Origin of the sequence: Streptomyces sp. LaBMicrA B280 (assembly GCF_049222185.1) — a bacterium.
Classification (GTDB): Bacteria; Actinomycetota; Actinomycetes; order Streptomycetales; family Streptomycetaceae; genus Streptomyces; species Streptomyces murinus.
The window spans coordinates 1-26,592 of sequence record NZ_JBMJCT010000031.1; the positions used below are offsets into that span (position 1 = coordinate 1).

At 71.8% G+C, this 26,592-nt stretch carries 27 protein-coding genes; 16 read left to right on the forward strand and 11 right to left on the reverse strand.

What is annotated here, in order from left to right; genetic code table 11:
* Window positions 1–224: 224 nt before the first annotated feature.
* The gene (gene mmpB / locus ACLF5H_RS24445) at window positions 225–362 is read left to right on the forward strand and encodes a morphogenic membrane protein MmpB (RefSeq protein WP_421678171.1); all 138 of its coding nucleotides are present in this window, start codon (window positions 225–227) and stop codon (window positions 360–362) included.
* A 67-nt stretch (window positions 363–429) separates the two neighbouring features.
* Entirely contained in the window at window positions 430–1,047 is a 618-nt protein-coding gene (locus ACLF5H_RS24450) for a Maf family protein (RefSeq protein WP_421678172.1), read from the forward strand.
* On the opposite strand, the gene ACLF5H_RS24455 is transcribed toward ACLF5H_RS24450, so the two are convergent.
* Entirely contained in the window at window positions 1,019–1,609 is a 591-nt protein-coding gene (locus ACLF5H_RS24455) for a hypothetical protein (RefSeq protein ID WP_421678173.1), read from the reverse strand. The genes ACLF5H_RS24450 and ACLF5H_RS24455 overlap by 29 nt on opposite strands.
* Before the next feature lie 362 nt (window positions 1,610–1,971).
* On the opposite strand from ACLF5H_RS24455, the gene ACLF5H_RS24460 reads away from it, so the two are divergent.
* Window positions 1,972–3,744: an acetyl/propionyl/methylcrotonyl-CoA carboxylase subunit alpha gene (locus ACLF5H_RS24460; protein ID WP_421678174.1), complete on the forward strand. Its 1,773-nt coding sequence runs from the start codon at window positions 1,972–1,974 to the stop codon at window positions 3,742–3,744.
* A gap of 280 nt (window positions 3,745–4,024) precedes the next feature.
* Here ACLF5H_RS24460 and ACLF5H_RS24465 read toward each other — a convergent pair whose 3' ends face one another.
* A complete protein-coding gene (locus tag ACLF5H_RS24465) occupies window positions 4,025–4,933 on the reverse strand; it encodes a DeoR/GlpR family DNA-binding transcription regulator (RefSeq protein WP_421678175.1) in 909 nt (302 codons plus the stop codon).
* Between the two features lie 201 nt (window positions 4,934–5,134).
* Complete coding sequence (locus ACLF5H_RS24470; RefSeq protein WP_421678176.1) at window positions 5,135–6,583, reverse strand: NAD(P)H-quinone dehydrogenase; 1,449 nt, start codon at window positions 6,581–6,583, stop codon at window positions 5,135–5,137.
* 219 nt (window positions 6,584–6,802) lie between these two features.
* Between ACLF5H_RS24470 and ACLF5H_RS24475 the strand changes: the two genes are divergently transcribed.
* The 3 genes from ACLF5H_RS24475 (at window position 6,803) to ACLF5H_RS24485 (ending at window position 10,217) form a co-directional block, all read left to right on the forward strand.
* Window positions 6,803–7,240, forward strand: coding sequence for a gamma-glutamylcyclotransferase (locus tag ACLF5H_RS24475; RefSeq protein WP_037656124.1), 438 nt, complete (start codon window positions 6,803–6,805; stop codon window positions 7,238–7,240).
* A 129-nt stretch (window positions 7,241–7,369) separates the two neighbouring features.
* Window positions 7,370–8,194 (forward strand): purine-nucleoside phosphorylase, encoded by an 825-nt coding sequence (locus ACLF5H_RS24480; protein ID WP_421678177.1) that lies wholly within the window; start codon window positions 7,370–7,372, stop codon window positions 8,192–8,194.
* A 379-nt stretch (window positions 8,195–8,573) separates the two neighbouring features.
* Window positions 8,574–10,217 (forward strand): phospho-sugar mutase, encoded by a 1,644-nt coding sequence (locus tag ACLF5H_RS24485; RefSeq protein ID WP_421678178.1) that lies wholly within the window; start codon window positions 8,574–8,576, stop codon window positions 10,215–10,217.
* Between the two features lie 152 nt (window positions 10,218–10,369).
* Here ACLF5H_RS24485 and ACLF5H_RS24490 read toward each other — a convergent pair whose 3' ends face one another.
* Complete coding sequence (locus tag ACLF5H_RS24490; RefSeq protein WP_421678179.1) at window positions 10,370–11,104, reverse strand: PH domain-containing protein; 735 nt, start codon at window positions 11,102–11,104, stop codon at window positions 10,370–10,372.
* Window positions 11,105–11,324: 220 nt separating this feature from the next.
* On the opposite strand from ACLF5H_RS24490, the gene deoC reads away from it, so the two are divergent.
* The 3 genes from deoC to ACLF5H_RS24505 are packed head-to-tail and all read left to right on the forward strand — an operon-like array spanning window position 11,325 to window position 14,618.
* Window positions 11,325–12,284: a deoxyribose-phosphate aldolase gene (gene deoC / locus ACLF5H_RS24495; protein ID WP_421678219.1), complete on the forward strand. Its 960-nt coding sequence runs from the start codon at window positions 11,325–11,327 to the stop codon at window positions 12,282–12,284.
* A gap of 5 nt (window positions 12,285–12,289) precedes the next feature.
* Window positions 12,290–13,738: an aldehyde dehydrogenase family protein gene (locus tag ACLF5H_RS24500; RefSeq protein WP_421678180.1), complete on the forward strand. Its 1,449-nt coding sequence runs from the start codon at window positions 12,290–12,292 to the stop codon at window positions 13,736–13,738.
* Window positions 13,731–14,618, forward strand: coding sequence for an aldehyde dehydrogenase family protein (locus tag ACLF5H_RS24505; RefSeq protein WP_421678181.1), 888 nt, complete (start codon window positions 13,731–13,733; stop codon window positions 14,616–14,618). Before ACLF5H_RS24500 ends, ACLF5H_RS24505 begins: the two co-directional genes overlap by 8 nt.
* Before the next feature lie 135 nt (window positions 14,619–14,753).
* Here ACLF5H_RS24505 and ACLF5H_RS24510 read toward each other — a convergent pair whose 3' ends face one another.
* Window positions 14,754–15,362 (reverse strand): DUF6879 family protein, encoded by a 609-nt coding sequence (locus ACLF5H_RS24510; RefSeq protein ID WP_421678182.1) that lies wholly within the window; start codon window positions 15,360–15,362, stop codon window positions 14,754–14,756.
* Window positions 15,355–15,627 (reverse strand): hypothetical protein, encoded by a 273-nt coding sequence (locus ACLF5H_RS24515; protein WP_421678183.1) that lies wholly within the window; start codon window positions 15,625–15,627, stop codon window positions 15,355–15,357. Before ACLF5H_RS24515 ends, ACLF5H_RS24510 begins: the two co-directional genes overlap by 8 nt.
* A gap of 116 nt (window positions 15,628–15,743) precedes the next feature.
* Here ACLF5H_RS24515 and ACLF5H_RS24520 point away from each other — a divergent pair, with 116 nt between their 5' ends.
* Complete coding sequence (locus ACLF5H_RS24520; RefSeq protein ID WP_421678220.1) at window positions 15,744–17,876, forward strand: tetratricopeptide repeat protein; 2,133 nt, start codon at window positions 15,744–15,746, stop codon at window positions 17,874–17,876.
* 42 nt (window positions 17,877–17,918) lie between these two features.
* Here ACLF5H_RS24520 and ACLF5H_RS24525 read toward each other — a convergent pair whose 3' ends face one another.
* Window positions 17,919–18,323, reverse strand: a complete 405-nt coding sequence (locus ACLF5H_RS24525) for a hypothetical protein (protein WP_421678184.1) — start codon at window positions 18,321–18,323, stop codon at window positions 17,919–17,921.
* A gap of 127 nt (window positions 18,324–18,450) precedes the next feature.
* On the opposite strand from ACLF5H_RS24525, the gene ACLF5H_RS24530 reads away from it, so the two are divergent.
* Window positions 18,451–19,104: a uridine kinase family protein gene (locus ACLF5H_RS24530; protein ID WP_421678185.1), complete on the forward strand. Its 654-nt coding sequence runs from the start codon at window positions 18,451–18,453 to the stop codon at window positions 19,102–19,104.
* A gap of 149 nt (window positions 19,105–19,253) precedes the next feature.
* Here ACLF5H_RS24530 and ACLF5H_RS24535 read toward each other — a convergent pair whose 3' ends face one another.
* A complete protein-coding gene (locus ACLF5H_RS24535) occupies window positions 19,254–20,039 on the reverse strand; it encodes a SigE family RNA polymerase sigma factor (protein WP_421678186.1) in 786 nt (261 codons plus the stop codon).
* Window positions 20,040–20,372: 333 nt separating this feature from the next.
* Between ACLF5H_RS24535 and afsQ1 the strand changes: the two genes are divergently transcribed.
* Genes afsQ1 through ACLF5H_RS24550 form a run of 3 tightly spaced genes read left to right on the forward strand, consistent with a single transcriptional unit; the run spans window position 20,373 to window position 23,262 of the window.
* Complete coding sequence (gene afsQ1 / locus ACLF5H_RS24540) at window positions 20,373–21,050, forward strand: two-component system response regulator AfsQ1 (protein WP_046420463.1); 678 nt, start codon at window positions 20,373–20,375, stop codon at window positions 21,048–21,050.
* Window positions 21,047–22,636 carry an ATP-binding protein gene (locus ACLF5H_RS24545; protein ID WP_421678187.1) on the forward strand — a complete coding sequence of 530 codons (1,590 nt, stop codon included), beginning with the start codon at window positions 21,047–21,049 and terminating at the stop codon, window positions 22,634–22,636. The genes afsQ1 and ACLF5H_RS24545 overlap by 4 nt, the downstream gene beginning before the upstream one ends.
* Entirely contained in the window at window positions 22,636–23,262 is a 627-nt protein-coding gene (locus tag ACLF5H_RS24550) for a hypothetical protein (RefSeq protein ID WP_421678188.1), read from the forward strand. Before ACLF5H_RS24545 ends, ACLF5H_RS24550 begins: the two co-directional genes overlap by 1 nt.
* 46 nt (window positions 23,263–23,308) lie before the next feature.
* Here the strand turns inward: ACLF5H_RS24550 and ACLF5H_RS24555 are convergent, their stop codons facing one another.
* Window positions 23,309–24,301: a CU044_5270 family protein gene (locus ACLF5H_RS24555; protein WP_421678189.1), complete on the reverse strand. Its 993-nt coding sequence runs from the start codon at window positions 24,299–24,301 to the stop codon at window positions 23,309–23,311.
* The gene (locus ACLF5H_RS24560; RefSeq protein ID WP_421678190.1) at window positions 24,294–24,839 is read right to left on the reverse strand and encodes an RNA polymerase sigma factor; all 546 of its coding nucleotides are present in this window, start codon (window positions 24,837–24,839) and stop codon (window positions 24,294–24,296) included. Before ACLF5H_RS24560 ends, ACLF5H_RS24555 begins: the two co-directional genes overlap by 8 nt.
* 393 nt (window positions 24,840–25,232) lie before the next feature.
* Between ACLF5H_RS24560 and ACLF5H_RS24565 the strand changes: the two genes are divergently transcribed.
* Window positions 25,233–25,796 carry a VanZ family protein gene (locus ACLF5H_RS24565; RefSeq protein ID WP_421678191.1) on the forward strand — a complete coding sequence of 188 codons (564 nt, stop codon included), beginning with the start codon at window positions 25,233–25,235 and terminating at the stop codon, window positions 25,794–25,796.
* A gap of 90 nt (window positions 25,797–25,886) precedes the next feature.
* Window positions 25,887–26,090: a PspC domain-containing protein gene (locus ACLF5H_RS24570; RefSeq protein WP_037656098.1), complete on the forward strand. Its 204-nt coding sequence runs from the start codon at window positions 25,887–25,889 to the stop codon at window positions 26,088–26,090.
* A gap of 192 nt (window positions 26,091–26,282) precedes the next feature.
* Here ACLF5H_RS24570 and ACLF5H_RS24575 read toward each other — a convergent pair whose 3' ends face one another.
* Window positions 26,283–26,591 (reverse strand): hypothetical protein, encoded by a 309-nt coding sequence (locus ACLF5H_RS24575; protein WP_037656097.1) that lies wholly within the window; start codon window positions 26,589–26,591, stop codon window positions 26,283–26,285.
* Between the last annotated feature and the right edge of the window lies 1 nt (window position 26,592).

Genomic DNA, 26,592 nt, shown 5'->3' on the forward strand with positions numbered 1-26,592 from the left:
CCGGACGGCGCGCGGGGCCCGAGGGACGCGTGGTCCGACCCGGCCCGCATCGCCGCCGCCCGCCTGCCCCGGGCGGGCGCGGCGGCCTGGACCCGCACCTACTGGCCGAGCTAGGGCTGATTCCCCAGGGGGCGCGGGAACCGCGCACAGCGGCGGGACACCGGGCGCCTATTTGAGTACGCCTACTCAGGCGCCCGGCGCCCCGCCACCCGCACGCTGGACAGGTGCTCTGGTCAGACCCTGATGACGAACCGCCGAAAGAGCTGCGCGACGCGCAGGACATGCTGCGGCGGCTCGGCGTCATCATGGCCGTGGCGGTGACCGCGGCGATGGTCGTGGCCGCGCTGGTGGGCCTGCGCTGACGGGTCCGCGCAGGCCCGCCGCCAGGTGGTTCGCGCGGGTCCGCAACCGGGTGACTAACCTGACCGCATGACCGCAACGCACCGCAGGCGACTCGTTCTCGCCTCCCAGTCCCCCGCCCGCCTCGGCCTGCTCCGGCAGGCGGGCCTCACGCCCGAGGTCATCGTGAGCGGGGTCGACGAGGACGCCGTCACCGCCCCCACCCCGGCCGAACTGGCCCTCGCCCTCGCCGAGGCCAAGGCGTCGGTCGTGGCGGCGCTGCCCGAGGTGCAGGGCGCCCTGGTGATCGGCTGCGACTCGGTGCTGGAGCTGGACGACCGCGCCCTCGGCAAGCCCGCGGACGCCGAGGAGGCCACCGCCCGCTGGAAGTCCATGCGCGGCCGGGCCGGCATCCTCCAGACCGGGCACTGCGTCTGGGACACGGCGGCCAAGCGCTATGTCTCGGCGACCGCCTCCACCGTCGTACGGTTCGGCGAGCCCAGCGACGCGGAGATCGCCGCCTACGTGGCCTCCGGCGAGCCCCTGTACGTCGCCGGGGCGTTCACCCTGGACGGCCGCTCCGCGCCCTTCATCGAGGGCATCGACGGCGACCACGGCAATGTGATCGGCATCAGCCTGCCCCTGGTGCGCAAGCTGCTGGCCGAACTGGGCGTCGGCATCACGGAGTTGTGGGCACCGTCCGAGTGAGCCGCTCGGGGACGGCGTCCTGCGGCTCCCCGTCCCCGTCCTGCGGCTCCGCCGGGCGCCCGGCGACCGGTTCCCCCGGCGGGACGGTACGGGCGTCCACGGGCCCGTCAGCGGCTCTCGGGTCGCCACCGCTCCCGCCGTCCCCGCCGGGCGCGGCCCCGACCGGGCCGCCGTCACGGTCGTACGACACCAGGAGCAGCACCAGGAGCGCGAGCACCACGACCATGACCAGGAAGGCCGTCAGGTTGACCAGGCCCCAGGCGAAGGCGCCCAGCAGGCCGTGCACGACCGCCGCGCTGATCAGCACGACGCGCCCGAAGCCGGCGGGCGCGCGGTCGCGGACCGCCACCAGCAGGGCGACCAGGGCGCACAGCAGGAAGTAGAGGCCGAAGACGACGCCGCCGATCTTCGAGGACGTCGACATCAGATGCGGGTCCAGACCGGCCATGGACATCTTCTGCCGCTCCACGACCACGCCGAGGAACCAGTTCAGCGCCCCGATGCCGAGGGCCTCCACGAGGAGGACGACGGTCACCACCCACGCCACGGTTCTGCGCACCATCGGCCCCACCCGCTCCCCACCTTGACCGCTGTTACCAGCAGTAGTCCGAGACAGGGCGAACGCTACTAACGGGTAAACCAGGGGACAAGAGTTCGTGCGGCAGCAAAGAATCATTGGGCCATTCGTAGGGACTCGACAAAGAAACCGAGTGGGCCGCAGCACGCTCTTACAGAGACCTTGGCCACATGGCAGGGCTAGGGTTTTCCGGAGGAGTCCTGCGTAGCAAGGTGCCACTAGGGCTTTCGCGGGTCGGGCGAGCCCCGCATCACGCTCCGTGTGGGCAAGCTCACCATTGGGGACGGGTCGAAGAGCCGTGTCGGCAGTCCCTAAACTCGGCTTGTTTCAAGGAGGGAGCCTCAATCGTGCGCAAGGTGCTCATCGCCAACCGTGGCGAAATCGCTGTCCGGGTGGCTCGGGCCTGCCGGGACGCGGGGATCGCGAGCGTTGCCGTCTACGCGGACCCGGACCGGGACGCTCTGCATGTCCGCGCTGCGGATGAGGCGTTCGCCCTGGGCGGTGACACACCGGCAACCAGTTACCTGGACATCGAGAAGGTCCTGAACGCGGCCCGGGAGTCCGGCGCGGACGCCATCCACCCGGGTTACGGCTTCCTCTCGGAGAATGCCGAATTCGCGCAGGCCGTCCTCGACGCCGGTCTGAACTGGATCGGCCCGCCGCCGCAGGCCATCCGCGACCTGGGCGACAAGGTGGCGGCCCGCCACATCGCCCAGCGCGCCGGCGCGCCCCTGGTGGCCGGCACGTCCGACCCGGTCTCGGGCGCCGACGAGGTCGTCGCCTTCGCCGAGGAGCATGGTCTGCCGATCGCCATCAAGGCGGCGTTCGGCGGCGGCGGTCGCGGCCTCAAGGTCGCCCGCACTCTCGAAGAGGTGCCGGAGCTGTACGACTCGGCGGTGCGCGAGGCGGTCGCCGCCTTCGGGCGCGGCGAGTGCTTCGTGGAGCGCTACCTGGACCGTCCGCGGCACGTGGAGACCCAGTGCCTGGCGGACAAGCACGGCAATGTGGTCGTCGTCTCCACCCGTGACTGCTCGCTCCAGCGCCGTCACCAGAAGCTCGTGGAGGAGGCGCCCGCGCCGTTCCTGTCCGACGAGCAGGTCGCCGAGCTGTACCGCGCCTCCAAGGCCATCCTCAAGGAGGCCCGCTACGAGGGCGCGGGCACCTGTGAGTTCCTGGTCGGCCAGGACGGCACGATCTCCTTCCTGGAGGTCAACACCCGTCTCCAGGTCGAGCACCCGGTGACCGAGGAGGTCGCCGGCATCGACCTGGTCCGCGAGATGTTCCGCATCGCGGACGGCGAGGAACTGGGCTACGGCGACCCGGAGCTGCGCGGCCACTCCTTCGAGTTCCGCATCAACGGCGAGGACCCGGGCCGCAACTTCCTGCCCGCCCCGGGTACGGTCACCACGTTCGAGGCGCCGTCCGGTCCCGGTGTCCGGCTGGACGCCGGTGTGGAGTCGGGCTCGGTCATCGGCCCGGCGTGGGACTCGCTCCTCGCCAAGCTGATCGTGACCGGCCGCACCCGCAAGGAGGCCCTGGAGCGGGCCGCGCGGGCGCTGGACGAGTTCCAGGTCGAGGGCATGGCGACGGCGATCCCCTTCCACCGCGTGGTGGTCCGGGACGCGGCGTTCGCGCCCGAACTCGGCGGTTCCACGGACCCGTTCAAGGTCCACACCCGCTGGATCGAGACGGAGTTCGTCAACGAGATCAAGCCCTTCGCCGCGCCGGCCGACGCCGAGGCGGACGAGGACACGGGCCGTGAGACCGTCGTGGTCGAGGTGGGTGGCAAGCGCCTGGAGGTCTCGCTGCCGTCCTCGCTGGGCATGTCCCTGGCCCGTACCGGCCTCGCGGCGGGCGCCAAGCCCAAGCGCCGCGCCGCCAAGAAGTCCGGCCCCGTGGCCTCCGGCGACACCCTCGCCTCCCCGATGCAGGGCACCATCGTCAAGGTGGCCGTCGAGGAGGGCCAGGAGGTCAAGGAGGGCGACCTGGTCGTCGTCCTGGAGGCCATGAAGATGGAACAGCCCCTGAACGCGCACAAGTCCGGCACGATCAAGGGCCTGGGCGCGGAGGTCGGCGCGTCGATCACCTCGGGCGCGGCGATCTGCGAGATCAAGGACTGACGTCCACCTGTACGACCCCGAACCGGCCCCTGGTGCGTGTGCACCGGGGGCCGGTTCGTCGTTGGGGGGCGGGTGGTCCGGGGGCCGGCACCCTGCGGCCCGTTCCCGCCCGACCGGAGCATCGGGTCCGGGCCGCCCCGGTCACGCCTGTATGCGGCTCACGGTGTCATAAACCCGCCGACAGGGGGCACTTGGCCGCCCGTACGGTGCCTGCCGAGCCGCCACTCGGCCGAGCAGGCGCGGCTCACCGCCCCCTCCGGACCCCCGCCGGGGCCGCGGCTCACCTGCGGCGCAGATCCGCGACCCTGGCCCGTTCGGAGGGCTGGGGTTGGTCGGAGAGGACGGAGGCCGGGCGGAGGGGGTTGCCCCGGCGTGGTCCCGGCAGCTGGGGGCGGCGGGCCGGCGGGACCTGGTCACCCCCCGGGTTTCCGTTCGCCCCGGTCACGGCGATCTGCACCCCCTGGTCGGCGAGGGCCTGCAGCTCCGTGGCGGCGCGGTCGTCGTGGCCGGGCGGGTCGTCCGTGACGAGGCGGGTGATGAGATCCGTCGGCACGGTCTGGAACATCGTGTCCGTGCCGAGCTTGGTGTGATCGGCGAGGACCACCACCTCCGCGGCGGCCTGCACGAGCGCCCGGTCGACGGAGGCGGAGAGCATGTTGGAGGTGGACAGCCCCCGCTCGGCCGTCAGACCGCTCCCGGACAGGAACGCCTTCGACACCCGCAGCCCCTGGAGGGACTGCTCGGCGCCGGAGCCCACGAGCGCGTAGTTGGAGCCGCGCAGGGTGCCCCCGGTCATGACGACCTCCACCCGGTTCGCATGGGCCAGCGCCTGCGCGACCAGGAGGGAGTTGGTGACCACCGTGAGACCGGGCACCCGGGCGAGCCGACGGGCCAGCTCCTGCGTGGTCGTACCGGCACCGACCACGATCGCCTCGCCCTCTTCGACGAGGCCGGCCGCGAGATCGGCGATCGCCGTCTTCTCGGCGGTCGCGAGATGCGACTTCTGCGGGAAGCCGGACTCCCGGGTGAACCCACCCGGCAGTACGGCACCGCCGTGCCGGCGGTCGAGGAGTCCTTCTGCCTCCAGTGCCCGCACGTCCCGCCGTACGGTCACTTCGGAGGTCTGGACGACGCGGGCGAGCTCACGGAGCGACACGGCACCGTTCGCTCGCACCATTTCGAGGATCAATTGGCGACGTTCAGCAGCGAACACGAAACTGACAGTAACCCCAGCGACCGTCTGCTTTCAGCAGTTTGCGCCGATTAACAGAAGTTGTTCGCATGACGGAACCCGAAGTGGTATAGGACCTTCCGCGGACCTATCCCTCCCGACTATGCCAGCCGCACGTACGGCAACTCCCCGCGACCGGCGTGGAGTTGCCGCAGGTCATCAGCCCTCGGCACTCGCCTTGCGGTTGTGCAGCTGCCGCGCGACCTCCGCGATCGAGCCCGAAAGGGAGGGGTACACCGTGAAGGCGTTCGCGATCTGTTCGACCGTCAGATTGTTGTCGACGGCGATCGAGATGGGGTGGATGAGTTCCGAGGCGCGCGGCGCGACGACCACACCGCCGACGACGATGCCCGTGCCCGGCCGGCAGAAGATCTTCACGAAGCCGTCCCTGATGCCCTGCATCTTGGCGCGCGGGTTGCGCAGCAGCGGCAGCTTGACCACCTTGGCGTCGATCTTGCCCGCGTCCACGTCCGCCTGCGAGTAGCCGACGGTGGCGATCTCGGGGTCGGTGAAGACGTTGGAGGAGACGGTCTTCAGGTTCAGCGGGGCCACCGCGTCGCCCAGGAAGTGGTACATCGCGATCCGGCCCTGCATGGCGGCGACGGACGCGAGCGCGAAGACGCCGGTCACGTCACCGGCGGCGTAGACGCCGGGCGCGGTGGTGCGGGAGACCTTGTCGGTCCAGATGTGCCCGGAGTCGCGCAGCTTGACGCCGGCCTCCTCCAGGCCGAGGCCCGCGCTGTTCGGGATGGCGCCGACGGCCATGAGGCAGTGCGTGCCGGTGATGACGCGGCCGTCGGCGAGCGTGACCTCGACCCGGTCGCCGACGCGCTTGGCGGACTGCGCGCGGGAACGGGCCATCACGTTCATGCCGCGGCGGCGGAACACGTCCTCCAGGACGGCGGCGGCGTCCGGGTCCTCGCCGGGCAGCACCCGGTCGCGGGAGGACACGAGGGTGACCTTGGAACCGAGGGCCTGGTACGCGCCGGCGAACTCGGCGCCGGTCACACCGGAGCCGACCACGATCAGCTCTTCCGGCAGCTCGTTGAGGTCGTAGACCTGGGTCCAGTTGAGGATGCGCTCGCCGTCGGGCTGGGCGTCGGGCAGCTCGCGCGGGTGACCGCCGGTCGCGATGAGGACGGCGTCGGCGGTGAGGGTCTCCTCGGTGCCGTCGGCGGCGGTGACGACGACCTTCCTCGACCCGTCGAGCGCCTGCATTCCCTCAAGGCGTCCGCGCCCGCGCATGACCCGCGCCCCGGCACGCGTCACGGAGGCGGTGATGTCGTGCGACTGCGCCAGCGCGAGCCGCTTGACCCGTCGGTTGACCTTGCCCAGGTCCACCCCGACGACGCGGGCGGACCGCTCCAGGGGCGGGGTGTCGTCGGCGACGATGATGCCGAGTTCCTCGTACGACGAGTCGAAGGTCGTCATCACCTCGGCCGTGGCGATGAGGGTCTTGGACGGCACGCAGTCGGTCAGTACCGACGCGCCGCCCAGACCGTCGCAGTCGACGACGGTCACCTCCGCGCCGAGCTGAGCGGCCACCAGCGCCGCTTCATATCCGCCAGGTCCGCCACCGATGATCACGATCCGAGTCACGTACCCCATTGTCCCGCACGCTTCAAGATGCCACTGCCCGGGGGCGGCGGGACCCTCCCGACGTGCGCCGACGGGCGGCCCCCGCACGACGAACCGTACGGAATCCCCCCAGGGCCCCGACGGGCGGCCGATGGCCCTTCCCGGGGTGCCCGGTGCCTCAGGGGCGCCCCGGGGGCTCGCTCTCGGGGCGCGTGAGTGGGGTGGGAGCGCTGCCGTACCCTCTCCCCCATGTCGCTCTATGCCGCCTACGCCGGCAACCTCGACGCCCGGCTGATGTCCCGCCGCGCCCCGCACTCCCCGTTGCGCGCCACGGGCTGGCTGAACGACTGGCGGCTGACCTTCGGCGGCGAGCAGTTCGGCTGGGAGGGCGCGCTGGCGACGATCGTCGAGGAGCCGCTGGCCCAGGTGTTCGTCGGCCTGTACGACATCGCGCCCATGGACGAGGAGTCCCTCGACCGCTGGGACGGCGTGGACCTCGGCACGTACCGCCGGATGCGCGTGCGCGTGCACACCCTGGACGGTGAGAAGTCGGCCTGGACCTACGTCCTCAACGACTACGAGGGCGGCCTCCCCTCGGCCCGCTACCTGGGCGAGATCGCCGACGCCGTGGAGTCCGCCGGGGCGCCCCACGACTATGTGATGGAACTGCGCAAGCGCCCCTGCTGACCGGCGCGCACCCGCCACCCCTACGAATTACCCGCGGTAATCCATCGTCGGAAACGACAAGACAACGATCCCAATCCCGTGAGGTCTGTCATCTACGCGCGTAGGCGAGAAGCGGCTACCCTCGTCCCCGTGAACGCATCTCTTCTTCCGGACGACATCCAGGGCGACCCGTACGCCGCCGCCGACGCCGCCGCCGCGCGCCTGCGCGAACTGACCGGCGCCGAGACCCACGACGTCGCCCTCGTGATGGGCTCCGGCTGGGCTCCGGCCGTCGACGCCCTCGGCGCTCCCGACGCGGAGTTCCAGGTCACCGAGCTGCCCGGCTTCCCGCCGCCGGCCGTCGAGGGGCACGGCGGCAAGATCCGCTCGTACTCCTTCGGTGACAAGCGCGCCCTCGTCTTCCTGGGCCGTACCCACTACTACGAGGGCCGTGGCGTCGCCGCCGTCTCGCACGGCGTGCGGACGGCCGTCGCCGCCGGCTGCAAGACCATCGTGCTCACCAACGGCTGCGGCGGTCTGCGCGAGGGCATGCGCCCCGGCCAGCCGGTGCTGATCAGCGACCACATCAACCTCACGGCGACCTCGCCGATCGTGGGCGCGAACTTCGTCGACCTGACCGACCTGTACTCGCCGCGGCTGCGCGCCCTGTGCAAGGAGGTCGACCCCACCCTTGAGGAGGGTGTCTACGCGCAGTTCCCCGGCCCGCACTACGAGACCCCGGCCGAGATCCGCATGGCCCGCGTGATCGGCGCGGACCTGGTCGGCATGTCCACGGTCCTGGAGGCCATCGCCGCGCGCGAGGCCGGTGCCGAGGTCCTGGGCATCTCCCTGGTCACCAACCTCGCCGCGGGCATGACCGGCGAGCCCCTGAACCACGAGGAAGTCCTCCAGGCCGGCCGCGACTCCGCCGCCCGCATGGGCACCCTGCTGACGCAGGTCCTGCGCAAGCTGTAGTCCGGGACGCCCTTCCGGACACCTGGCGGCTACCGGACGGCGCTTGGACATCGGGTGGCCTGGACGCCGGGGAACCTGACCGGGCCCTGGGAGCACGGGGGGCTTCCAGGGCCGCGGTGCGGGCGGGGCGTGCGTGTCCCTGGCGGTGGCGGATGGTGCGTGATCCGGACGGGTGCCCGTCCGGGCGCCGGTCGGCGCGGTTCGTCAGGGCAGATGCCGGGGGACGCGGGTCATCCGGGCCCCCGGACCACAGCGCACCCGCACCCGCCCCCTCCCCACCCACCGCCAGCGACAATGACGGCCCAAGCCGCCCGCCCCCCCCAGCCGACCAGAGCCACCCCCCAAGGCATCGGCAAACACAGGAGAGGTTGATCCCAAGGTGCACGATCTGATCGCGCGGGCCAGCGCATGGCTCGCCGAGGACCCCGACCCGGACACCCGTGCCGAGCTCGCCGAACTGATCGAGGCAGGCGACGAGAAGGAACTGGCGGCACGTTTCGCCGGCACCCTCCAGTTCGGTACCGCGGGCCTGCGCGGCGAACTCGGTGCCGGTCCGATGCGCATGAACCGCAATGTCGTCATCCGCGCCGCCGCCGGTCTCGCCGCGTACCTGAAGAAGAACGGCACCCCCCACGGGGGCCCCGACGCCGGCCTCGTGGTCATCGGCTACGACGCCCGCCACAAGTCCGCCGACTTCGCCCGCGACACCGCCGCCGTGATGACCGGCGCCGGTCTGCGTGCCGCCGTGCTCCCCCGCCCGCTCCCCACCCCCGTGCTCGCCTTCGCGATCCGGCACCTGGGCGCGGTCGCGGGCGTGGAGGTCACCGCCAGCCACAACCCGCCCCGGGACAACGGCTACAAGGTGTACCTGGGCGACGGCTCCCAGATCGTGCCCCCGGCCGACGCGGGCATCGCCGCCGAGATCGACGCGATCGCCTCCCTGCACGACGTGCCCCGCCCGGAGTCCGGCTGGGAGACCCTGGACGACGCGGTCCTGGACGCCTATCTCGCCCGTACCGACGCCGTACTGGCCCCCGGCTCCCCCCGCACCGCGCGCACCGTCTACACCGCCATGCACGGCGTCGGCAAGGACGTCCTGCTCGCGGCCTTCGCCCGCGCCGGATTCCCGGAGCCCGTGCTGGTCGCCGAACAGGCCGAGCCCGACCCGGACTTCCCGACCGTCGCCTTCCCCAACCCGGAGGAGCCGGGCGCGATGGACCTGGCGTTCGGCCGGGCCCGCGCGACCGACCCCGATCTGATCATCGCCAACGACCCGGACGCCGACCGCTGCGCCGTGGCCGTCAAGGACGGCGGCGACTGGCGGATGCTGCGGGGTGACGAGGTCGGCGCGCTGCTCGCCGCCCACCTGGTCCGGCGCGGCGTCCAGGGCACCTTCGCGGAGTCGATCGTCTCCTCCTCCCTGCTCGGCCGGATCGCCGGCAAGGCGGGACTGCCGTACGAGGAGACGCTCACCGGCTTCAAGTGGATCGCCCGCGTCGACGGCCTGCGCTACGGCTACGAGGAGGCCCTCGGCTACTGCGTGGACCCCGAGGGCGTGCGCGACAAGGACGGCATCACCGCGGCCCTCCTGATCACCGAGCTGGCGTCCGGGCTGAAGGAGGAGGGCCGTACCCTCCTCGACCTCCTGGACGACCTCGCCGTCGAGCACGGCCTGCACGCCACCGACCAGCTGTCCGTGCGCGTCCAGGACCTCTCCCTGATCGCCGACGCGATGCGCCGCCTGCGCGAGCAGCCCCCGACGCGGCTCGCGGGCCTGGCCATCACCCGGGCGGAGGATCTGACCCAGGGCACGGAGACGCTGCCGCCGACGGACGGCCTGCGCTACACCCTGGACGGCGCCCGGGTCATCGTCCGGCCCAGCGGCACCGAGCCGAAGCTGAAGTGCTACCTGGAGGTCGTCGTACCGGTTCCGGACCGTGCCGACCTCCCGGCGGCGCACGCCCGCGCGAAGGAGCTCCTGGAGGCCGTCAAGCGCGACCTCTCCGCGGCCGCCGGCATCTGAAACCTCCGGAGCGACCGGAGAACACCCGAGAACACCGGAGAACACCGGAAAAAGCCAGGGGCACCCCCGGATCCCGACCCCGGGGGTGCCCCTCGTCCGTGCGGGCGCCGTGGACGGCGTACCGCTGCCGTGAACGGCGTACCGCCGCCTCCTCAGCCGCCGGTCACCAGCAGGATCACCAGCAGCACGGCCCCGGCCAGCGTCGGCGCGGCCACCTCGTAGGCCCAGCGGATCGTCGTACCGCCCTGGGCGGGCTCCTCGTTCCCGCACCGGTCAAGGAGTTCGCGCAGGTCGTCCATGACCTTGTCGCTCTCCGCGCGGGCCGGGCCGGTGTCGTCGGCGCCACGGGCGGCGAACCCGCCGAAGCCGACGCCCCTGGCGCCGATCCCGCCGCCACGTACACCACCGCGGGCCGGGATCCCGCCGCCGAGCCCGGCCCCGCCCGTCGCCGACCGCCGCGCCGCCGACGCCGCCCGCCGCTCGGCCTTCTTGCGGCCGCGCAGCGACACGGGAACGGCCCACAGCTGGTACTTGGCGCCGGACTTGGCGCGCACTTCGTTGGTGAAGGCGGAACGCAGCGCCTCCACCTCGCCCCACGGCATGGAGATCACCCGGTACGGGTTGCGGATCCGCAGCCGCTCCTCGTTGGCGAACACGGCCGGGCGCAGCGTGAAGGCGATCACCAGCGGCAGCACCAGGATCATCGTGGCCAGCGCGAGCCACGGGGTGCGGCCGTGGCCGTTGAACAGCGCGTCGAAGCCCAGCCAGGCGACGACCGCGAGCAGCAGCACGCCGCCCGCGAGCCCCATGGGCGAACGGTAGATCCGGTCCTTCACGGCGGGCACCGGAGGCCCCGACGCGGGTGGCTTGTTGTCCGGGGTCGTCATGGCCCCGATTGTGCATGACGGCGCGGCGGGCGCCGCCGGGTGCCCCGACACCCGTATCCATCCGTGATGCTCCGTGATCCTCCGTGCCGCTCGGTGACGCTCCGTGGCCCCTTGCGCTCTCCCGGCCACGGACCGGACCGCGCGCCGCACCCCGGCCGGCTCCGGATCCGGCCCGGGGGTGTACAGCCGCTACGCGCGTAGATATGCTCGTCTGGTGACCATGCCCACCACTGCACCCCCCGCACATGCGCTCGCCGACGTCACCGCGTCCGACAGCACGCTGCGCCGCTTCCTGCACGGGCTGCCCGGCGTCGACGCGGTCGGCCTGGAGGCGCGCGCCACGTCGCTCGGCACCCGTTCCATCAAGACCACCGCGAAGGCGTACGCCATCGACCTCGCCATCTCGATGGTCGACCTGACGACGCTGGAAGGCGCGGACACCCCGGGCAAGGTCCGGGCGCTCGGCGCCAAGGCCGTCCACCCCGACCCGACCGACCGCACCACCCCGACCACGGCCGCGGTCTGCGTCTATCCGGACATGGTGGCCGTCGCCAAGGAGGCCGTCGCCGGTTCCGGCGTCAAGGTCGCCTCGGTCGCCACCGCCTTCCCGGCCGGTCGTGCCGCGCTCGACGTGAAGCTGGCCGACGTGCGGGACGCCGTCGCCGCGGGTGCCGACGAGATCGACATGGTCATCGACCGCGGCGCGTTCCTCGCGGGCAAGTACCTGAAGGTGTACGACGAGATCGTCGCCGTCAAGGAAGCCTGCGGGACGAGCGCCCGGCTGAAGGTCATCTTCGAGACCGGCGAGCTGTCGACGTACGACAACATCCGCCGCGCCTCCTGGCTCGGCATGATCGCCGGTGCCGACTTCATCAAGACCTCGACGGGCAAGGTCGCCGTCAACGCGACGCCCGCCAACACCCTTCTGATGCTGGAGGCGGTGCGCGACTTCCGCGCCCAGACCGGCATCCAGGTCGGCGTGAAGCCGGCCGGCGGCATCCGCACGACCAAGGACGCCATCAAGTTCCTCGTCCTGGTCAACGAGACGGCGGGCCAGGACTGGCTGGACAACCACTGGTTCCGCTTCGGCGCCTCCTCGCTGCTCAACGACCTGCTGATGCAGCGTCAGAAGCTGGCCACCGGCCGTTACTCCGGCCCCGACTACGTGACGGTGGACTGATCACCATGGCACCCGCATCCGCATCCGCATTCGAGTACGCACCGGCGCCCGAGTCCCGCTCCGTCGTCGACATCGCGCCGTCCTACGGCCTGTTCATCGACGGCGAGTTCACCGACGCGACCGGCGGCAAGGTCTTCAAGACCGTCTCGCCGTCCACCGAAGAGGTGCTGTCGGAGGTCGCCGAGGCCTCCGAGGAGGACGTCGACCGCGCCGTGAAGGCCGCCCGCAAGGCCTTCGAGAAGTGGTCCGCGCTGCCCGGCGCCGAGCGCGCCAAGTACCTGTTCCGCATCGCCCGGATCATCCAGGAGCGCAGCCGCGAACTGGCCGTCCTGGAGACGCTGGACAACGGCAAGCCGATCAAGGAGACCCGCGACGCGGACCTCCCCCTGGTCGCGGCCCACTTCTTCTACTACGCGGGCTGGGCGGACAAGCTCGACCACGCCGGCTTCGGCGCGGACCCGCGGCCGCTGGGCGTGGCCGGCCAGGTCATCCCGTGGAACTTCCCGCTGCTGATGCTGGCCTGGAAGATCGCCCCGGCGCTCGCGACCGGCAACACGGTCGTCCTGAAGCCCGCCGAGACCACCCCGCTGTCCGCCCTGTTCTTCGCGGACATCTGCCGCCAGGCGGGCCTGCCCAAGGGCGTCGTCAACATCGTGACCGGTGACGGGCGCCCCGGCGCCGCCCTGGTCGCGCACCCGGACGTGAACAAGGTCGCGTTCACGGGCTCGACGGCGGTCGGCAAGGCGATCGCGCGGACCGTGGCCGGCACGCGCAAGAAGCTCACCCTCGAACTCGGCGGCAAGGGCGCGAACATCGTCTTCGACGACGCCCCGATCGACCAGGCCGTCGAGGGCATCGTGAACGGCATCTTCTTCAACCAGGGCCAGGTCTGCTGCGCAGGCTCGCGCCTGATCGTCCAGGAGTCGATCCAGGACGAGCTGCTGGACGCGCTGAAGCGCCGCCTGTCCACGCTGCGCCTGGGCGACCCGCTGGACAAGAACACCGACATCGGCGCGATCAACTCCGCGGAGCAGCTGGCCCGGATCACCGCGCTGGCCGACGCGGGCGAGGCGGAGGGCGCCGAGCGCTGGTCCCCCGCCTGTGAACTGCCGGACGCCGGTTACTGGTTCGCGCCGACGCTCTTCACGAACGTCACCCAGGCCCACACCATCGCCCGCGAGGAGATCTTCGGCCCGGTGCTGTCGGTCCTCTCCTTCCGCACCCCGGACGAGGCGGTCGCCAAGGCGAACAACACGCAGTACGGCCTGTCGGCGGGCATCTGGTCCGAGAAGGGCTCCCGCATCCTGGCCGTCGCGGGCAAGCTGCGCGCCGGTGTCGTCTGGTCCAACACGTTCAACAAGTTCGACCCCACCTCGCCGTTCGGCGGTTACAAGGAGTCGGGCTTCGGCCGCGAGGGCGGTCGCCACGGCCTGGAGGCGTACCTCGATGTCTGACGCACGACTTTCCGTCTTCAAGACCTACAAGCTGTACGTGGGCGGCAAGTTCCCGCGTTCCGAGAGCGGTCGGGTGTACGAGGTGACGGACCCGAAGAACAACTGGCTGGCCAACGCCCCGCTGTCCTCCCGCAAGGACGCCCGGGACGCGGTGGTCGCGGCCCGCAAGGCGTTCGGCGGCTGGTCCGGCGCGACCGCCTACAACCGCGGTCAGGTCCTGTACCGGGTCGCGGAGATGCTGGAGGGCCGCCGCGAGCAGTTCGTGCGCGAGGTGGCCGAGGCGGAGGGCCTGTCGAAGTCCAAGGCCGCGGCCGTCGTGGACGCCGCGATCGACCGCTGGGTCTGGTACGCCGGCTGGACCGACAAGATCGCCCAGGTGGTCGGCGGCGCGAACCCGGTCGCGGGTCCGTTCTTCAACCTCTCCTCGCCGGAGCCGACCGGCGTGGTCGCCGTACTCGCCCCCCAGGACTCCTCCTTCCTGGGCCTGGTCTCGGTCCTCGCCCCGGTGATCGCCACCGGAAACACGGCCGTCGTGATCGCCTCCGAGAAGGCCCCGCTCCCGGCGCTCTCCCTCGCCGAGGTACTGGCCACGTCGGACGTCCCGGGCGGCGTGGTGAACATCCTCTCCGGCCGCCCGTCCGAGATCGCGCCCTCGCTGGCCGCGCACCAGGACGTGAACGCGATCGATCTCGCGGGCGCGGACGAGGAGTTGGCCAAGGACCTGGAGATCGCCGCCGCCGACAACCTGAAGCGCGTCCTGCGCCCCCAGGCCGTCGACTTCACGGCGACCCCCGGCACCGAGCGCCTGACGGCCTTCCTGGAGACGAAGACCGTGTGGCACACGACGGGGGCACTGGGCGCGGCGGGTTCGTCGTACTGAGCCGTACGAGGTCTCTACGAACCGTACGAGCCGTACAGCCGCAGCACCGAGCCTCGGCAGGCCGAGAGCCGCGTTTCCCTCCGCCGGGGAACGCGGCTCTCCGCGTCGTCCACCCTGCCCGCCCGGGTCGGCGCCCTACTCCACGACAGGCGGTGCCAGCGGGGCGATCTCCCTGTCGAAGAAGTCATGGAAGTCGTCCCCGCGCTCGTACAGCGCCTCGAACCCGGCCGATGTCTCGCGGATCAGTGCCGGGTCGGTGAAGCGGTTGGCGCCGGCCGCGTTCCCGTCGTCGTCGTAGACGACCTCGTACATGGCGACCTCCCCGAGGATCACCACCTCGGGGACGCGACGCTCCTGCTCGATGTCCGAGATCTTCCGGGCGTCGAGCACCTTGATGTGGTCCCCCAGCTCCACCCGCATCCGCAGGACATGGAGCTCCCACTGCACGTACGGCGTCACGGGGAACTCCACCACGCGCAGGCGGCGTTCGAGGATGCCCAGCTGCGCGGCCTCGCGGAACTGCCGTTCATAGCCCTCGCGTTTGTCCTGGACGAGGGACAGCGCCCGGTCCCATTCCCCGGCGGCGAAAGCCTCCCAGCTGGCGAACCCCCGCTCCTTGAACTCCTGTCCTCGTTCGAGCTTGTTCATCTGGCGGATTCCGCTCGCCCGGACCCGCCAGAAGTCCGCGTGGTACGTGGGGCGGTCCATACGTTCCGAAATGCCGTACGGGAATGAGTCAAACATTCGGGATATCCGGTTTCGCCGCGATCAACATGTTCCTCGGGATGACTACGAGCCGCTCGTCCACTCCGATCGAGACCCCCGCCGGCAACTTCCGGCCCAGGGACTCCGTGAGGTCCCGGCCGACGACGGCGATGTCGCCGTTCTCGAGCTCCCAGATGTCGGGGCAGTCGGGGTTGTCGGTCGTGTTCCCCAACTCCCGCGGTGACTTCCCGAGCCGTCGTTTGAACGTGGTGGCCGGATCGGCTTCCCACGGCCTGTTCGCCATACGGTCGTCCCCCTACGATCAAGCCGGAGCGGCACACTTGGCACTCAGCGTAGCGAATCGGCTTCGTTCGGCGAGCCGTCCATTCTGGTCAGGGGTGAGCTGTGGGGACGGACGCCATGGACGGCCACGCCGAGGACCACGGCCGCATCTACCAGACGTCCGGTGACCAGCACATCACCGAGCACCACCACTACGGCGACGAGCCGGCCACGCCCTGCGGCCCGGACTCGGTGCGCCGCCCGGCGGTCGGCCGGCCCCCGGTCGTACTGCGGGACCGTACCGAGGTGCTGGAAAGGCTGCGGGCAGGTGTGCGTACGAGTCGCACCGGAGAGGTCTATGTGCTCCACGGCATGGGCGGCTGCGGCAAGACCGCGGTCGCCTACACCCTCTTCCAGCAGGCGATCGACGCATGCGGCAGGGTGGGTCTGTGGGTCAGCGCCGCCGATCGCGCGAGTCTGCGCGCCGGGATGCTCGCGGTCGCGGCCGACCGCGGCGCCGACGACGGTGAGCTGCTGGCCGCCCGCAACGGACTGCGCCCCGCCGCCGATCTCGTCTGGCAGTATCTCGACCGCTCCGCCGAGCCCTGGCTGCTGGTACTGGACAACGCCGACCAGCCAGAGATCCTCCGCGACGGCAGCTGGCTGCGCACCAGCCCTGGCGGCACGGTCGTCGTGACCACGCGCCGGTCGGCCTCCCACTGGTGGCCGGGTGCGGAGTTGCAGCACATCGGCGTACTGCCGCGTGCGGATGCGGCGCGGGTGCTGTGCGACCTCGCGCCGCACAGCGGCACCCCGGACCAGGCGGCCGAGATCGCGGAACGGCTCGGGCGGCTGCCGCTCGCCCTGACACTGGCGGGCGGCTTCCTCTCCCAGCAGGTGCTCGACCCCTGGACGATGGAGACGTACGGTCGCCATCTGGACGAAGGGGAACGGGTCGAGCTCATCGACCAGGGCGCCGACGCCCTCTCGGAGCGGGATCCGCGGCGCATGGTGGGCCTGACATGGCAGCTGACCCTCGACGCTTTCGAAGCCCGGGGGCTCAGCGAGGCCACCGCACTGCTGAGGCTGCTGTCCCGTTTCGCCCCCGAACCGCTGCCGCTGTCGGTGCTCAACCGGGCCGAGATCGACGGCGTCCTCCCGCGGGCCCGTTGCGAGATCGCGCTGCGCGCGCTTCTGGACCAGTCACTGACCGAACTGGTGGACATCGGGGTCCGGTGCGCGCAGAGTCATGGGGTACTGCTCGACAGCGTCGCGGCGGCGACACCGGCGGACCGGAGGCCGGTGCTCGACACCACGGCCGTCCGCCTGCTCGACGCGGCGGTCCCCGACGTCCCCGACGCGGGCCCGCACGACCCGTTGCTCCGGACCCTGGTGCCCCACGGACTCGCCCTGTTACGGCACGTCCAGGAGCCGGAACCGCTGGCCGCCGCGCTGACCGCGGTGACCCGGCTGTCCGTCGCCCTGCACCGCACCGGGGACTACCTGTCCGCCTGGGAGACCGCCCGGACCGCGGCCGACCTCGGTGAGCGGCGGCTCGGCGCGTGCCACCGGCTCGTGCTGGCCGCCCGCTCCAGAACCGGCCGAGCCCTCTTCCGGCTGGGCCGGTACGCCGAGGCCGAGACGCTGCTCGCACGCGTTCACGCCGACCAGGAGCGGCTGTTCGGGCCCCGCGACCCCGACACCCTGGACAGCGGCTTCGGCCTTCAGCTCGTACTCGGGAACACCGGGAGGCGGGACGCGGCCGTCACACTCCTGCGGGCCGTCGCCGCCGGCCGCCGCGAGGCGCTGGGCCCCGCCCACCCCCTGACCTTGCGCTCCCGCTCGGGCCTGCTGGTCCTGCTGTCCCCGACGGACGTCGTCACCGAGGAGGACGGGGCGCTGCTGTCCCTGCCCGCCCAGTGCGTCCGGTCCCTCGGCCCCGACCACACCGTGACGCTCGGCGCCCACCACAACCACGCCTGGGCGCTGTACCAGTTGGGCCGCTTCGAAGCCGCCGACCAGGAGATCCGGCTGGTCGGCGAGGCGTACCGGCGGCGCTTCGGCCCCGACCACCCCTTCACGCTCTCGGCCCAGCAGCTTCTCTCCCGGACCCAGGTCGCCTGCGGTCACCTGGGCGCGGGGATCGCGCTGATGACCGATGTGGTGGCCAGACGGGAGCGCGGCCTGGGGCCCGCTCACCCGTTCACGGTGGACAGCCGGCGCGTGCTGAGTGACTTCCGGTCGGGGAACCGGCAGCCGCCCCGGGGGTGACGGGGCGCGCCGGGTACGGGACTTCTCGGGCGGCTGGACGCCTCAGTGCCCCAGCCCCGCCAGCACCTGTCCCACCACCGGCAGGCTTCCCAGGGACTGGGCCTCCGCGATCGGGGTGGTCAGCATTTGGGAGCCGATGGGCTTGAAGTCGGCCACCTGGGTGCCCACTCCGTTGTCGAGGGGGTCGACGCCGGTGCCCGCGAGGGGGTTGGGCTTGAGGCCGGCGACCGGGCCGGTGACGTAGCCGACCGTGCCGGTGAGGACCGTGAGGCCGGCCTGGGGGTCGATGTTGCCCAGGGATGTCGGCCGCCACGGCACCTGCACCAGCGGTGCGTCCGTGTCCGCGTGGGCCGTCGCCGCGCCCGCGCCCAGCGCCGCACCGGCGGTCACGAGGGCGAACAGGGCACGGCGCGCGGTGGGGTGCTGGGACTTGCTGTGTCGGGCCATCGCTGGTGCCACCTTCTGGTGCGCAGGGTAATGATGCCGCGACACAGGGTAGTTGAGAGGTGACCCGCGCTTCAAAAGCGAACCGCGGGGTCGGCAGGCGTCGTGCCATGCGTCAAACTGGTGTTCCGTGAGCATTCATCCCCCGTCCCCCGCCCGTGTCGTGCTGCTGTGCGGCCCCTCGGGTTCGGGCAAGTCCCTGGTCGCCGCCCGTTCCGGGCTGCCCGTCCTGCGCCTGGACGACTTCTACAAAGAGGCCGACGACCCGACTCTGCCCCTGGTGGCGGGGAGTTCGGACATCGACTGGGACCACCCGGACTCCTGGGACGCACAGGTCGCCCTCGACGCCATCAGCCGCCTGTGCGCCACGGGTTCGACGCCGGTGCCGGTGTACGACATCTCACTCAGCGCCCGTACCGGCGAGGAGACGCTGCGGCTGGACCGTACGCCCCTGTTCATCGCGGAGGGCATCTTCGCCGCGGAGATCGTCGAGCGCTGCCGGGAACTCGGTGTCCTCGCCGACGCGCTCTGCCTGAACCGCGGCGCGGTCACCACCTTCCGGCGGCGCTTCGTGCGCGATCTGAAGGAGGGCCGTAAGTCGGTGCCGTTCCTGTTGCGCCGCGGCTGGCGGCTGATGCGCGCGGAGCGCACGATCGTCGCCCGCCAGGTGGCCCTTGGCGCCCACCCGTGCGACCGGGACGAGGCGCTGCGCCGGCTCACCGTCGCCGAGTGGGCCGGCAAGTACACCACCGCCGGTCGGCGGCACCGGGAAGCGGAGCGGTAGAGCGGGCGGCACGGGGGAAAAGCGAAGAGGGGCCGCCCGGACCCCCCGGTCCGACCAGCCCCTCTTCGGTTCCTCCCCCGTGCTCTCCGGACCGCCCCCCAGCGGCCCGGCCCCCGTTCCCCCGTGTTCCCCCGCGCTTCCCCCGTACCTCAGGCGACCAGTTCGCCGAAGGCGTTCTCCTCGTCACGGCCGAAGCTGAGGACCTCGTCCTCGCGCAGCCGGCGCAGCGAGCGCCAGATGCTGGACTTCACCGTGCCGACACTGATGTTGAGTATGTCCGCGATCTCCGGGTCCGTACGGCCCTCGTAGTAGCGCAGGACCAGCATGGTGCGCTGGAGCTCGGGCAGCCGGGCCAGCGCCTGCCACAGGACCGCGCGCAGCTCGGTGCCGCGCATCGCGTCCGTCTCGCCGGGCGTCTCGGGCAGTTCCTCGGTCGGGTACTCGTTGAGCTTGCGGCGCCGCCAGGCGCTGATGTGCAGGTTCGTCATCGTGCGCCGCAGATAGCCGCCGACGGCCGCCTTGTCGCTGATCCGGTCCCACGCCCGGTAGGTCGAGAACAGCGCGCTCTGGAGCAGGTCCTCGGCCTCGAAACGGTCGCCGGTCAGGTGGTAGGCGGTGGCGTACAGGGAGGCGCGGCGCTCCTGGACGTAGGCGGTGAACTCCGCCTCCGTCAGCGAGCGACGCTCCCCCGTGTCCTCCTTGTACGCGCTTCCCCCGTGCGTGTCCCCCGTACGCGCGTCAATCACCGACATGTAGGGCTGCTGCCCGTACCCGCCGTGCTGACGCCCGGTGCCGCGAGCGCACCCCCGCCCTCCCCCACGCTCGAAAGCGCTCGCGCGGGAGGTACCCCCATCAGCACCGGACTTCTCCCCCCGGTGCACGTCGTGCAGACGCGTGACCACTGCGCTGGTGCTGATGCTGTGCAGCGTGTTCATCTCGCGCTCCCCGTCGTGGACTTCCGGTGCTTCCGGCCCTGCTCCGGACCTGAGCCCGGTCGTGCTCCGGGCTGTTCCGACCATTTCGGCCGGATCCGACTGCTCGCCGTGCCCGTGACGAAAAGCCTGCCGGGGTGACTTCATCGGTGTGTCCCCCGACTGTCACAGACCTGTCACAGGGCCCCCGCCCGTCGGCGCCGTCACAGGAAGTGCACAGCCGGTGGCGCTAGCGCGGGGCAGGGGACGGAGGTGGTGCGGGGCAGGTCGTGGGGATACTGCGGGGCTGTGGCCGACAGGTCGTACGACAGCCCGTCCATGGGCCAGAATGAGCGGGTGCCTTCCCTGTTGCTGATCGAGGACGACGACGCCATCCGTACGGCCCTGGAGCTCTCACTGACGCGCCAGGGACACCGCGTGGCCACCGCTGCCAGCGGCGAGGACGGTCTGAAGCTGCTGCGCGAGCAGCGGCCGGACCTGATCGTGCTGGATGTGATGCTGCCCGGTATCGACGGGTTCGAGGTGTGCCGGCGCATCCGGCGCACGGACCAGTTGCCGATCATCCTGCTGACCGCGCGCAGCGACGACATCGACGTGGTCGTCGGACTGGAGTCCGGCGCCGACGACTATGTGGTCAAACCGGTCCAGGGCCGGGTGCTGGACGCCCGGATCCGGGCCGTGCTGCGCCGCGGCGAGCGCGAGTCCAGCGACTCGGCGAGCTTCGGCAGCCTGGTCATCGACCGCTCGGCGATGACCGTGACGAAGAACGGCGAGGACCTCCAGCTCACCCCGACCGAGCTGCGGCTGCTCCTGGAGCTGAGCCGGCGGCCCGGCCAGGCGCTGTCCCGCCAGCAGCTGCTGCGGCTGGTGTGGGAGCACGACTACCTGGGCGACTCCCGCCTGGTAGACGCGTGTGTGCAGCGGCTGCGCGCCAAGGTGGAGGACGTGCCCTCGTCCCCGACCCTGATCCGTACGGTCCGTGGTGTCGGCTACCGCCTGGACACTCCTCAGTGAGCGATACGCGAGGGGGGCCGCGCGGCTGGTCCGCGGGGCGCAGGGGAGGTCTGTCCCGGCTCAGGTTCACCAGTCTGCGGCTGCGGCTCGTCGTCGTCTTCGGCCTGGTCGCGCTCACCGCCGCGGTGTCGGCGTCGGGCATCGCCTACTGGCTGAACCGCGAGGCGGTGCTCACCCGCGCCCAGGACGCGGTGCTGCGCGACTTCCGCCAGGAGATGCAGAACCGCGCGGGCGCGCTGCCCGTCCATCCCACCCAGGACGAACTCCAGCGCACCGCAGGGCAGATGGCGTCCAGCAGCCAGAGCTTCAGCGTGCTCCTGGTCGGCCAGGACGCGCAGGGCAAGACGGTGTACGGCAACTCCGGTGGCATCAACGGGTTTTCCCTGGAGGACGTGCCCAAGTCGCTGCGTACGGCGGTGGACCGGCAGCAGGAGATCAGCGACACCAACAAGCAGCCGTACCACCTGTACTGGCAGCGCGTCGTGGACCACGGCACGCCGTACCTGGTCGCCGGCACCCGGGTGATCGGCGGTGGCCCGACCGGCTACATGGCGAAGTCCCTGGAGCCGGAGGCGAAGGATCTCGACTCGCTGGCCTGGTCGTTGGGCATCGCCACCGGCCTCGCGCTGATCGGCGCCGCGCTGCTCGCGCAGGCCGCCGCCACCACCGTACTGAAGCCGGTGCACCGCCTCGGCGTCGCCGCCCGCCGCCTCGGCGAGGGCAAGCTGGACACCCGGCTGCGCGTGTCCGGCACGGACGAACTCGCCGACCTGTCCCGGACGTTCAACAACGCGGCGGAGGCGCTGGAGAAGCGGGTCGCGGACATGGCGGCGCGGGACGACGCCTCCCGGCGCTTCGTCGCCGACATGAGCCATGAGCTGCGTACGCCGCTGACCGCCATCACCGCCGTCACGGAGGTGCTGGAGGAGGAGCTGGACGCGGACGCGGGCAGCATGGACCCGATGATCGAACCGGCCGTCCGGCTGGTCGTCAGCGAGACCCGCCGCCTGAACACCCTGGTGGAGAACCTCATGGAGGTCACCCGCTTCGACGCGGGCACCGCCCGGCTGGTCCTGGACGACGTGGACGTCGCCGACCAGATCACCGCCTGCATCGACGCCCGCGCCTGGCTGGACGCGGTGGAACTGGACGCCGACCGCGGCATCCACGCCCGCCTCGACCCGCGCCGCCTCGACGTGATCCTCGCCAACCTGATCGGCAACGCCCTCAAGCACGGCGGCTCGCCGGTCCGGGTCTCGGTGCGCGAGGCGTCCGACTCGGTGGTCATCCGGGTCCGCGACCACGGCCCCGGCATCCCCGAGGACGTCCTGCCGCATGTCTTCGACCGCTTCTACAAGGCCAGCGCCTCCCGCCCCCGTTCGGAGGGCAGCGGCCTCGGCCTCTCCATCGCGATGGAGAACGCGCACATCCACGGCGGCGAGATCACGGCCGCCAACTCACCCGAGGGCGGCGCCGTGTTCACCCTCCGATTGCCCCGGGACGCCTCGGAGCTGACGGAGGAACCGGACGAGGGCACCGAGAAGAAGGACGGCGACGGCGGCGCGACGCAGGGGAAGGAGGGGTGATGACGACGGTACGACGACGAGCACGACATGGGCGCCGCTGGCTCGCCCTGCCCCTCCTGGGCACCCTGCTCACCGGCTGCGGCATCCGCGCCACCCAGGTGCCGACCGACTTCGGCCCGGCGCCCTCGCGGGTCCCGTGCTCCTTGACGGGCTCGGGCCAGTCGCCCCAGCAGGGCGTCCCCGTGCAGGTCTTCCTGCTGTGCGGGTCGTCCCTGGTGACGGTGGACCGTACGGTACGAGTCCCGGAGGGCACCCCCGACGCCCGCCGCCGGGTGATGGTGGCCCAGGGCCTGCTGGACCAGCTGGCCACGGCACCCTCCTCGGCGGAACGCTCCGCGGGCTATGCCACGTACGTGCCGGGCGGCCTGAGCGTCTCCGGGCCCGCCCCGCACGACCCGGAGGACACCCTCCGCCTGAGCACCGCCCCCTCCCGCCTTCCCTCCGCCGCCCTGGCCCAACTGGTCTGCACGCTCTCCGACTCCGCCGCGACGGAAGGCGACGGCTCGATCACCCTGGGCGGCCCCTCCCCCGCACCACTGAGCCGCTACGCCTGCACGGACGACGTCCGCAACCACCCGGGCACGACGGCACCACCGGCGAGCGACGTCCCGGAGGAAACGGGCTAGAGCGCGTCTCTTCGGCGGACCGGCCTCGTCGTCCAGCGAGCCGATGTCATGGAAGGCGTTCGGCGGTGCGGAAGGTGCTGTACTGGATGACCGAGCGGGGGCGCGCGTTGAGCTTTCCGGCGTCGTCGAGGAGCTGTTCCTCGGAGGCGAGAAGGTCGCCGGTCCGCGGGTCGAAGACGAGCGTGCGCTTGTTGGGCAGTCCGCCGAACCGGCCGGTCAGGGAGAATGCCTCACCGCTCCGGCCGGCCCGGTCCTTCACCGTCCCCGCGTAGACAACGCCCCGGGTCGACGCCAGCACACGCAGTACGGCCGCTCGCTGGGCGGGCGAGAACACATGGTCCTGGAAGCGCTCCGGCAGCACTTCGTACAGGAGCCCGGGCCCCATGTCCTGGCCGTCGGCCAGCCACGCGCGCATGCCCTCGACCGTCGAAGGCGGCTCCGCGGTGCTTCCGGAGCCGGGGCCGCTCGCGCCGCTGGACCGGACCGGCTCTTCGCCCACCGATCCGGCCTCCTCCCATACCGTGCGCTGCCGCTGGTTCTGGAACCGCGGAGCGAGCGTTGTCATGTTCCAGCGGGACGAGCCGTCGGGCTTCTCCCATGTCTCACGACGCTCGGGAATGACCGCGGAGGTGACCTGGATGTTGCCGACACGGGTCCACAAGGCCCAGTCGTCGCTCACGAAGTGCTCGGTCTTCCACGGCGTGGGCCGGGTGTCGGTCAGACCGGAGACACGGCCGGCGATCTCCTCCAGCACATCGGCCGCCGACCGATCGGACGGTTGCGTCCGCAGAGGTGCCGGAGTGACGGCCAGGGCCGGCTGCGCGGTGACGCCGAAGGGATCCACCACGGTGTACCCGACCACTCCGGCGGTGACCGCGGCCGCGGTGACGGCCCATCCCCATCGGCGCCGCGTGTGCACCCGGCGCGCGGTGCCGGCGTTCCGGCCGCCGGAGAGGATCTCGTTCAGCCCGGACCGGTCCGCGGGCCTGCCCGTGCGCACCGGGTTCATTGAGCGCAGTACCTCGTCGATGTCACGCATCGGCTCCCCCGAGGGTCGTCAGAGCCCGCTGTGCCGGGCCGGGGCCGGTGGCGGCGAGCCGGTGCCGCAGCCGAGCGCGGGCTCGGTGCAGGCGCACATGGAAAGTGGCGGTCGTACAGCCGAGGACCTTCGCCGCCTGCCGGGCCGGCAGTTCCTCCCACAGGGCCAGCCGGAGAACCTCCTTGTCCTGCTCCCGCAGGGCGTCGAAGGCGGCCGCGACGGCCAGGTTCCCCGCCACCCCGGCGGCCGGGTCGTCCACGTGATGTCTCCCGTGCCCGGCAGCGGCCTCCACCAGATTGGCCCGCCGCTGATCGGCTCGGCGTGCGTTGGCCGTCAGGCGACGGGCCGTCGCGTACAGCCAGGGCAGCACCGCGCCGGACGGAACCTCCCCCAACCGTCGCCAGGCGGTCAGGAAGACCTCCGCCACGACATCGTCGACCGCGTGGGCGCTGTCCAGGCGCCGCCGTACATACGCGTCCACGGCCGCGTGGTGTTCGTGGTACAGCTCGGTGAATCGCTGCTCATCTGTTGTGTTCACATCCCCTCCACCCGCGTATGTGTCCGGCACGCCGCCTTCCTTACAGGGGCCGTGCAGAGAAAGTTCTCGCAGATCCGCGGCGCGACGATCAACACGATCAACCGCTCGCCGCGTCCGCATCGGGGTCCGCGGCCAGCAGGGGGTGCCGGGCCACCGGGCCACCCCGCCACCCCGCCACCCGGCCACCCGGCCACCGGGCCACCCAGCCACCCGGCCACCTGAGGCGACTGTCCGGCATTCGTCGAGTCGGGCGTTTCCCGCCCGTCGGGGCGAGCGCTTCCCAGCCGTCGCGTCGGGCGCTTCCCAGCCGTCGCGTCGGTCGACAAGACGTTCGAGGGTCGGCTCACATCCGGATGCGGAACCGATCACGCGGACCCACGCGTCTTGGGGGGCGTGCAGGGTCAAGGGGACTTCGGCGGCATCGCCGCCATCCGCGTCCGGACGGCAGGGGGCATCCTCCTCCTCGCCGACATCGTCTTCGTCGCCTGGCTGATGCTGCGGCCACTGGACGTGCCCTGGGTGACGCCGCCCAACCTGCACCCGCTGGCCGGTATCCGCGCCGACCTGGCGCTGGGGTGGCCGGGCGCGGTGAAGCCGCTCGGTGAGGGGCTCGCGCTGCTCGCGCCGCTCGGGGTGCTGCTGCCGATGGCACACGGGCGGCTCATGGTGTCCCCGCTCGCCTCGCTGCTGCGCACCGCCGCCGCGGTCTGCCTGATCTCGCTCGGCATCGCCCTGTTGCAGACGGGGGTCCCGGGCCGGGTGGTGGACATCGACTCGCTGCTGCTGAACACGGCCGGGGCGATCGTGGCCCATCTGCTCGTCGTCCCCGCGGCTCGTGCGCGGCTGCGCAGGTGGGAGCGGCTGCACGAGCGTCTGGAGGCGGAGCCGGCCACCTTTCAGGAGGGGCTTTCTCAGGGGCGGACCCCGACGATTCCCAGGGTCGGAATCGCTCCTTAGAGTGACGCTTCATCCCCTTCGTGTCCGTATCGTCGTAGACAGCTGATCGAGGACAGCTGATCGAGCCGACCGACGACCACGGAGGATGTCATGACCGCCCTTGCCCGACCCACCCACGGCCGCATGATCGGCGGAGTGTGCGCGGGCCTGGCCCGCCGCTTCGGTACCTCCGCGACCACGATGCGCGTGATCTTCGTGCTGTCCTGTCTGCTGCCGGGCCCTCAGTTCCTGCTCTACATAGCCCTGTGGATCCTGCTGCCGTCCGAGGACAAGGCCCGCGCCTCCAGCTGGTGACACACCTCACCGCCGGTGCGCTCCGGTCGGGTCCGGAGCGACCCGGGGGTGGTGGGGGGGGGGTGGGGGTAACCGAGGGGTTTTGTGGTGGGGGAGGGAAAGGCCATGCCCCTAGGGGGGGAAACAACCCCACCTTGGGGGGGTTTCTGTTGGTTCCGGGCCCCCCCCGCCGGCGTCGGGATGGTGGTGGCGTCAGCCGAGCGGGATCCCGTTGACACCCATGCCGTGGGTGGGCAGGCCGGTGCTGCCGAGCGGCAGTCCGCCGAGCAGCCCGGTCGGCCCCTGCGCGAGCACCCGCTGCACGGCCGGCTTCGCGGCGGCCACGCCGGAGGCCACGGCGCCCTGCCCCTGGGTGAGCGCCTCGACGGTCCCCGGCAGCGCCTTGGCGACCTGCGTGGCGTCGGGAGCGGCGGGAGCGGCGTTGGCGGCACCCGCGCCGACGGCGGCGAAGGCGGCACCGAGGGCGGCGACACCGAGGGTCTTGACGGCAGACTGCTTCATG

Coding starts and splice junctions, on each gene's coding strand:
- ACLF5H_RS24490 (WP_421678179.1), bottom strand. CDS start 11,104: ATGACGACCCCGGACAACAAGCCACCCGCGTCGGGGCCTCCGGTGCCC.
- ACLF5H_RS24475 (WP_037656124.1), top strand. CDS start 6,803: ATGTCGCTCTATGCCGCCTACGCCGGCAACCTCGACGCCCGGCTGATG.
- ACLF5H_RS24505 (WP_421678181.1), top strand. CDS start 13,731: ATGTCTGACGCACGACTTTCCGTCTTCAAGACCTACAAGCTGTACGTG.
- ACLF5H_RS24575 (WP_037656097.1), bottom strand. CDS start 26,591: ATGAAGCAGTCTGCCGTCAAGACCCTCGGTGTCGCCGCCCTCGGTGCC.
- ACLF5H_RS24500 (WP_421678180.1), top strand. CDS start 12,290: ATGGCACCCGCATCCGCATCCGCATTCGAGTACGCACCGGCGCCCGAG.
- ACLF5H_RS24520 (WP_421678220.1), top strand. CDS start 15,744: ATGGACGGCCACGCCGAGGACCACGGCCGCATCTACCAGACGTCCGGT.
- ACLF5H_RS24570 (WP_037656098.1), top strand. CDS start 25,887: ATGACCGCCCTTGCCCGACCCACCCACGGCCGCATGATCGGCGGAGTG.
- ACLF5H_RS24510 (WP_421678182.1), bottom strand. CDS start 15,362: ATGTTTGACTCATTCCCGTACGGCATTTCGGAACGTATGGACCGCCCC.
- ACLF5H_RS24525 (WP_421678184.1), bottom strand. CDS start 18,323: ATGGCCCGACACAGCAAGTCCCAGCACCCCACCGCGCGCCGTGCCCTG.
- ACLF5H_RS24515 (WP_421678183.1), bottom strand. CDS start 15,627: ATGGCGAACAGGCCGTGGGAAGCCGATCCGGCCACCACGTTCAAACGA.
- ACLF5H_RS24470 (WP_421678176.1), bottom strand. CDS start 6,583: ATGGGGTACGTGACTCGGATCGTGATCATCGGTGGCGGACCTGGCGGA.
- ACLF5H_RS24550 (WP_421678188.1), top strand. CDS start 22,636: ATGACGACGGTACGACGACGAGCACGACATGGGCGCCGCTGGCTCGCC.
- ACLF5H_RS24455 (WP_421678173.1), bottom strand. CDS start 1,609: ATGGTGCGCAGAACCGTGGCGTGGGTGGTGACCGTCGTCCTCCTCGTG.
- ACLF5H_RS24450 (WP_421678172.1), top strand. CDS start 430: ATGACCGCAACGCACCGCAGGCGACTCGTTCTCGCCTCCCAGTCCCCC.
- ACLF5H_RS24555 (WP_421678189.1), bottom strand. CDS start 24,301: ATGCGTGACATCGACGAGGTACTGCGCTCAATGAACCCGGTGCGCACG.
- ACLF5H_RS24535 (WP_421678186.1), bottom strand. CDS start 20,039: ATGAACACGCTGCACAGCATCAGCACCAGCGCAGTGGTCACGCGTCTG.
- deoC (WP_421678219.1), top strand. CDS start 11,325: ATGCCCACCACTGCACCCCCCGCACATGCGCTCGCCGACGTCACCGCG.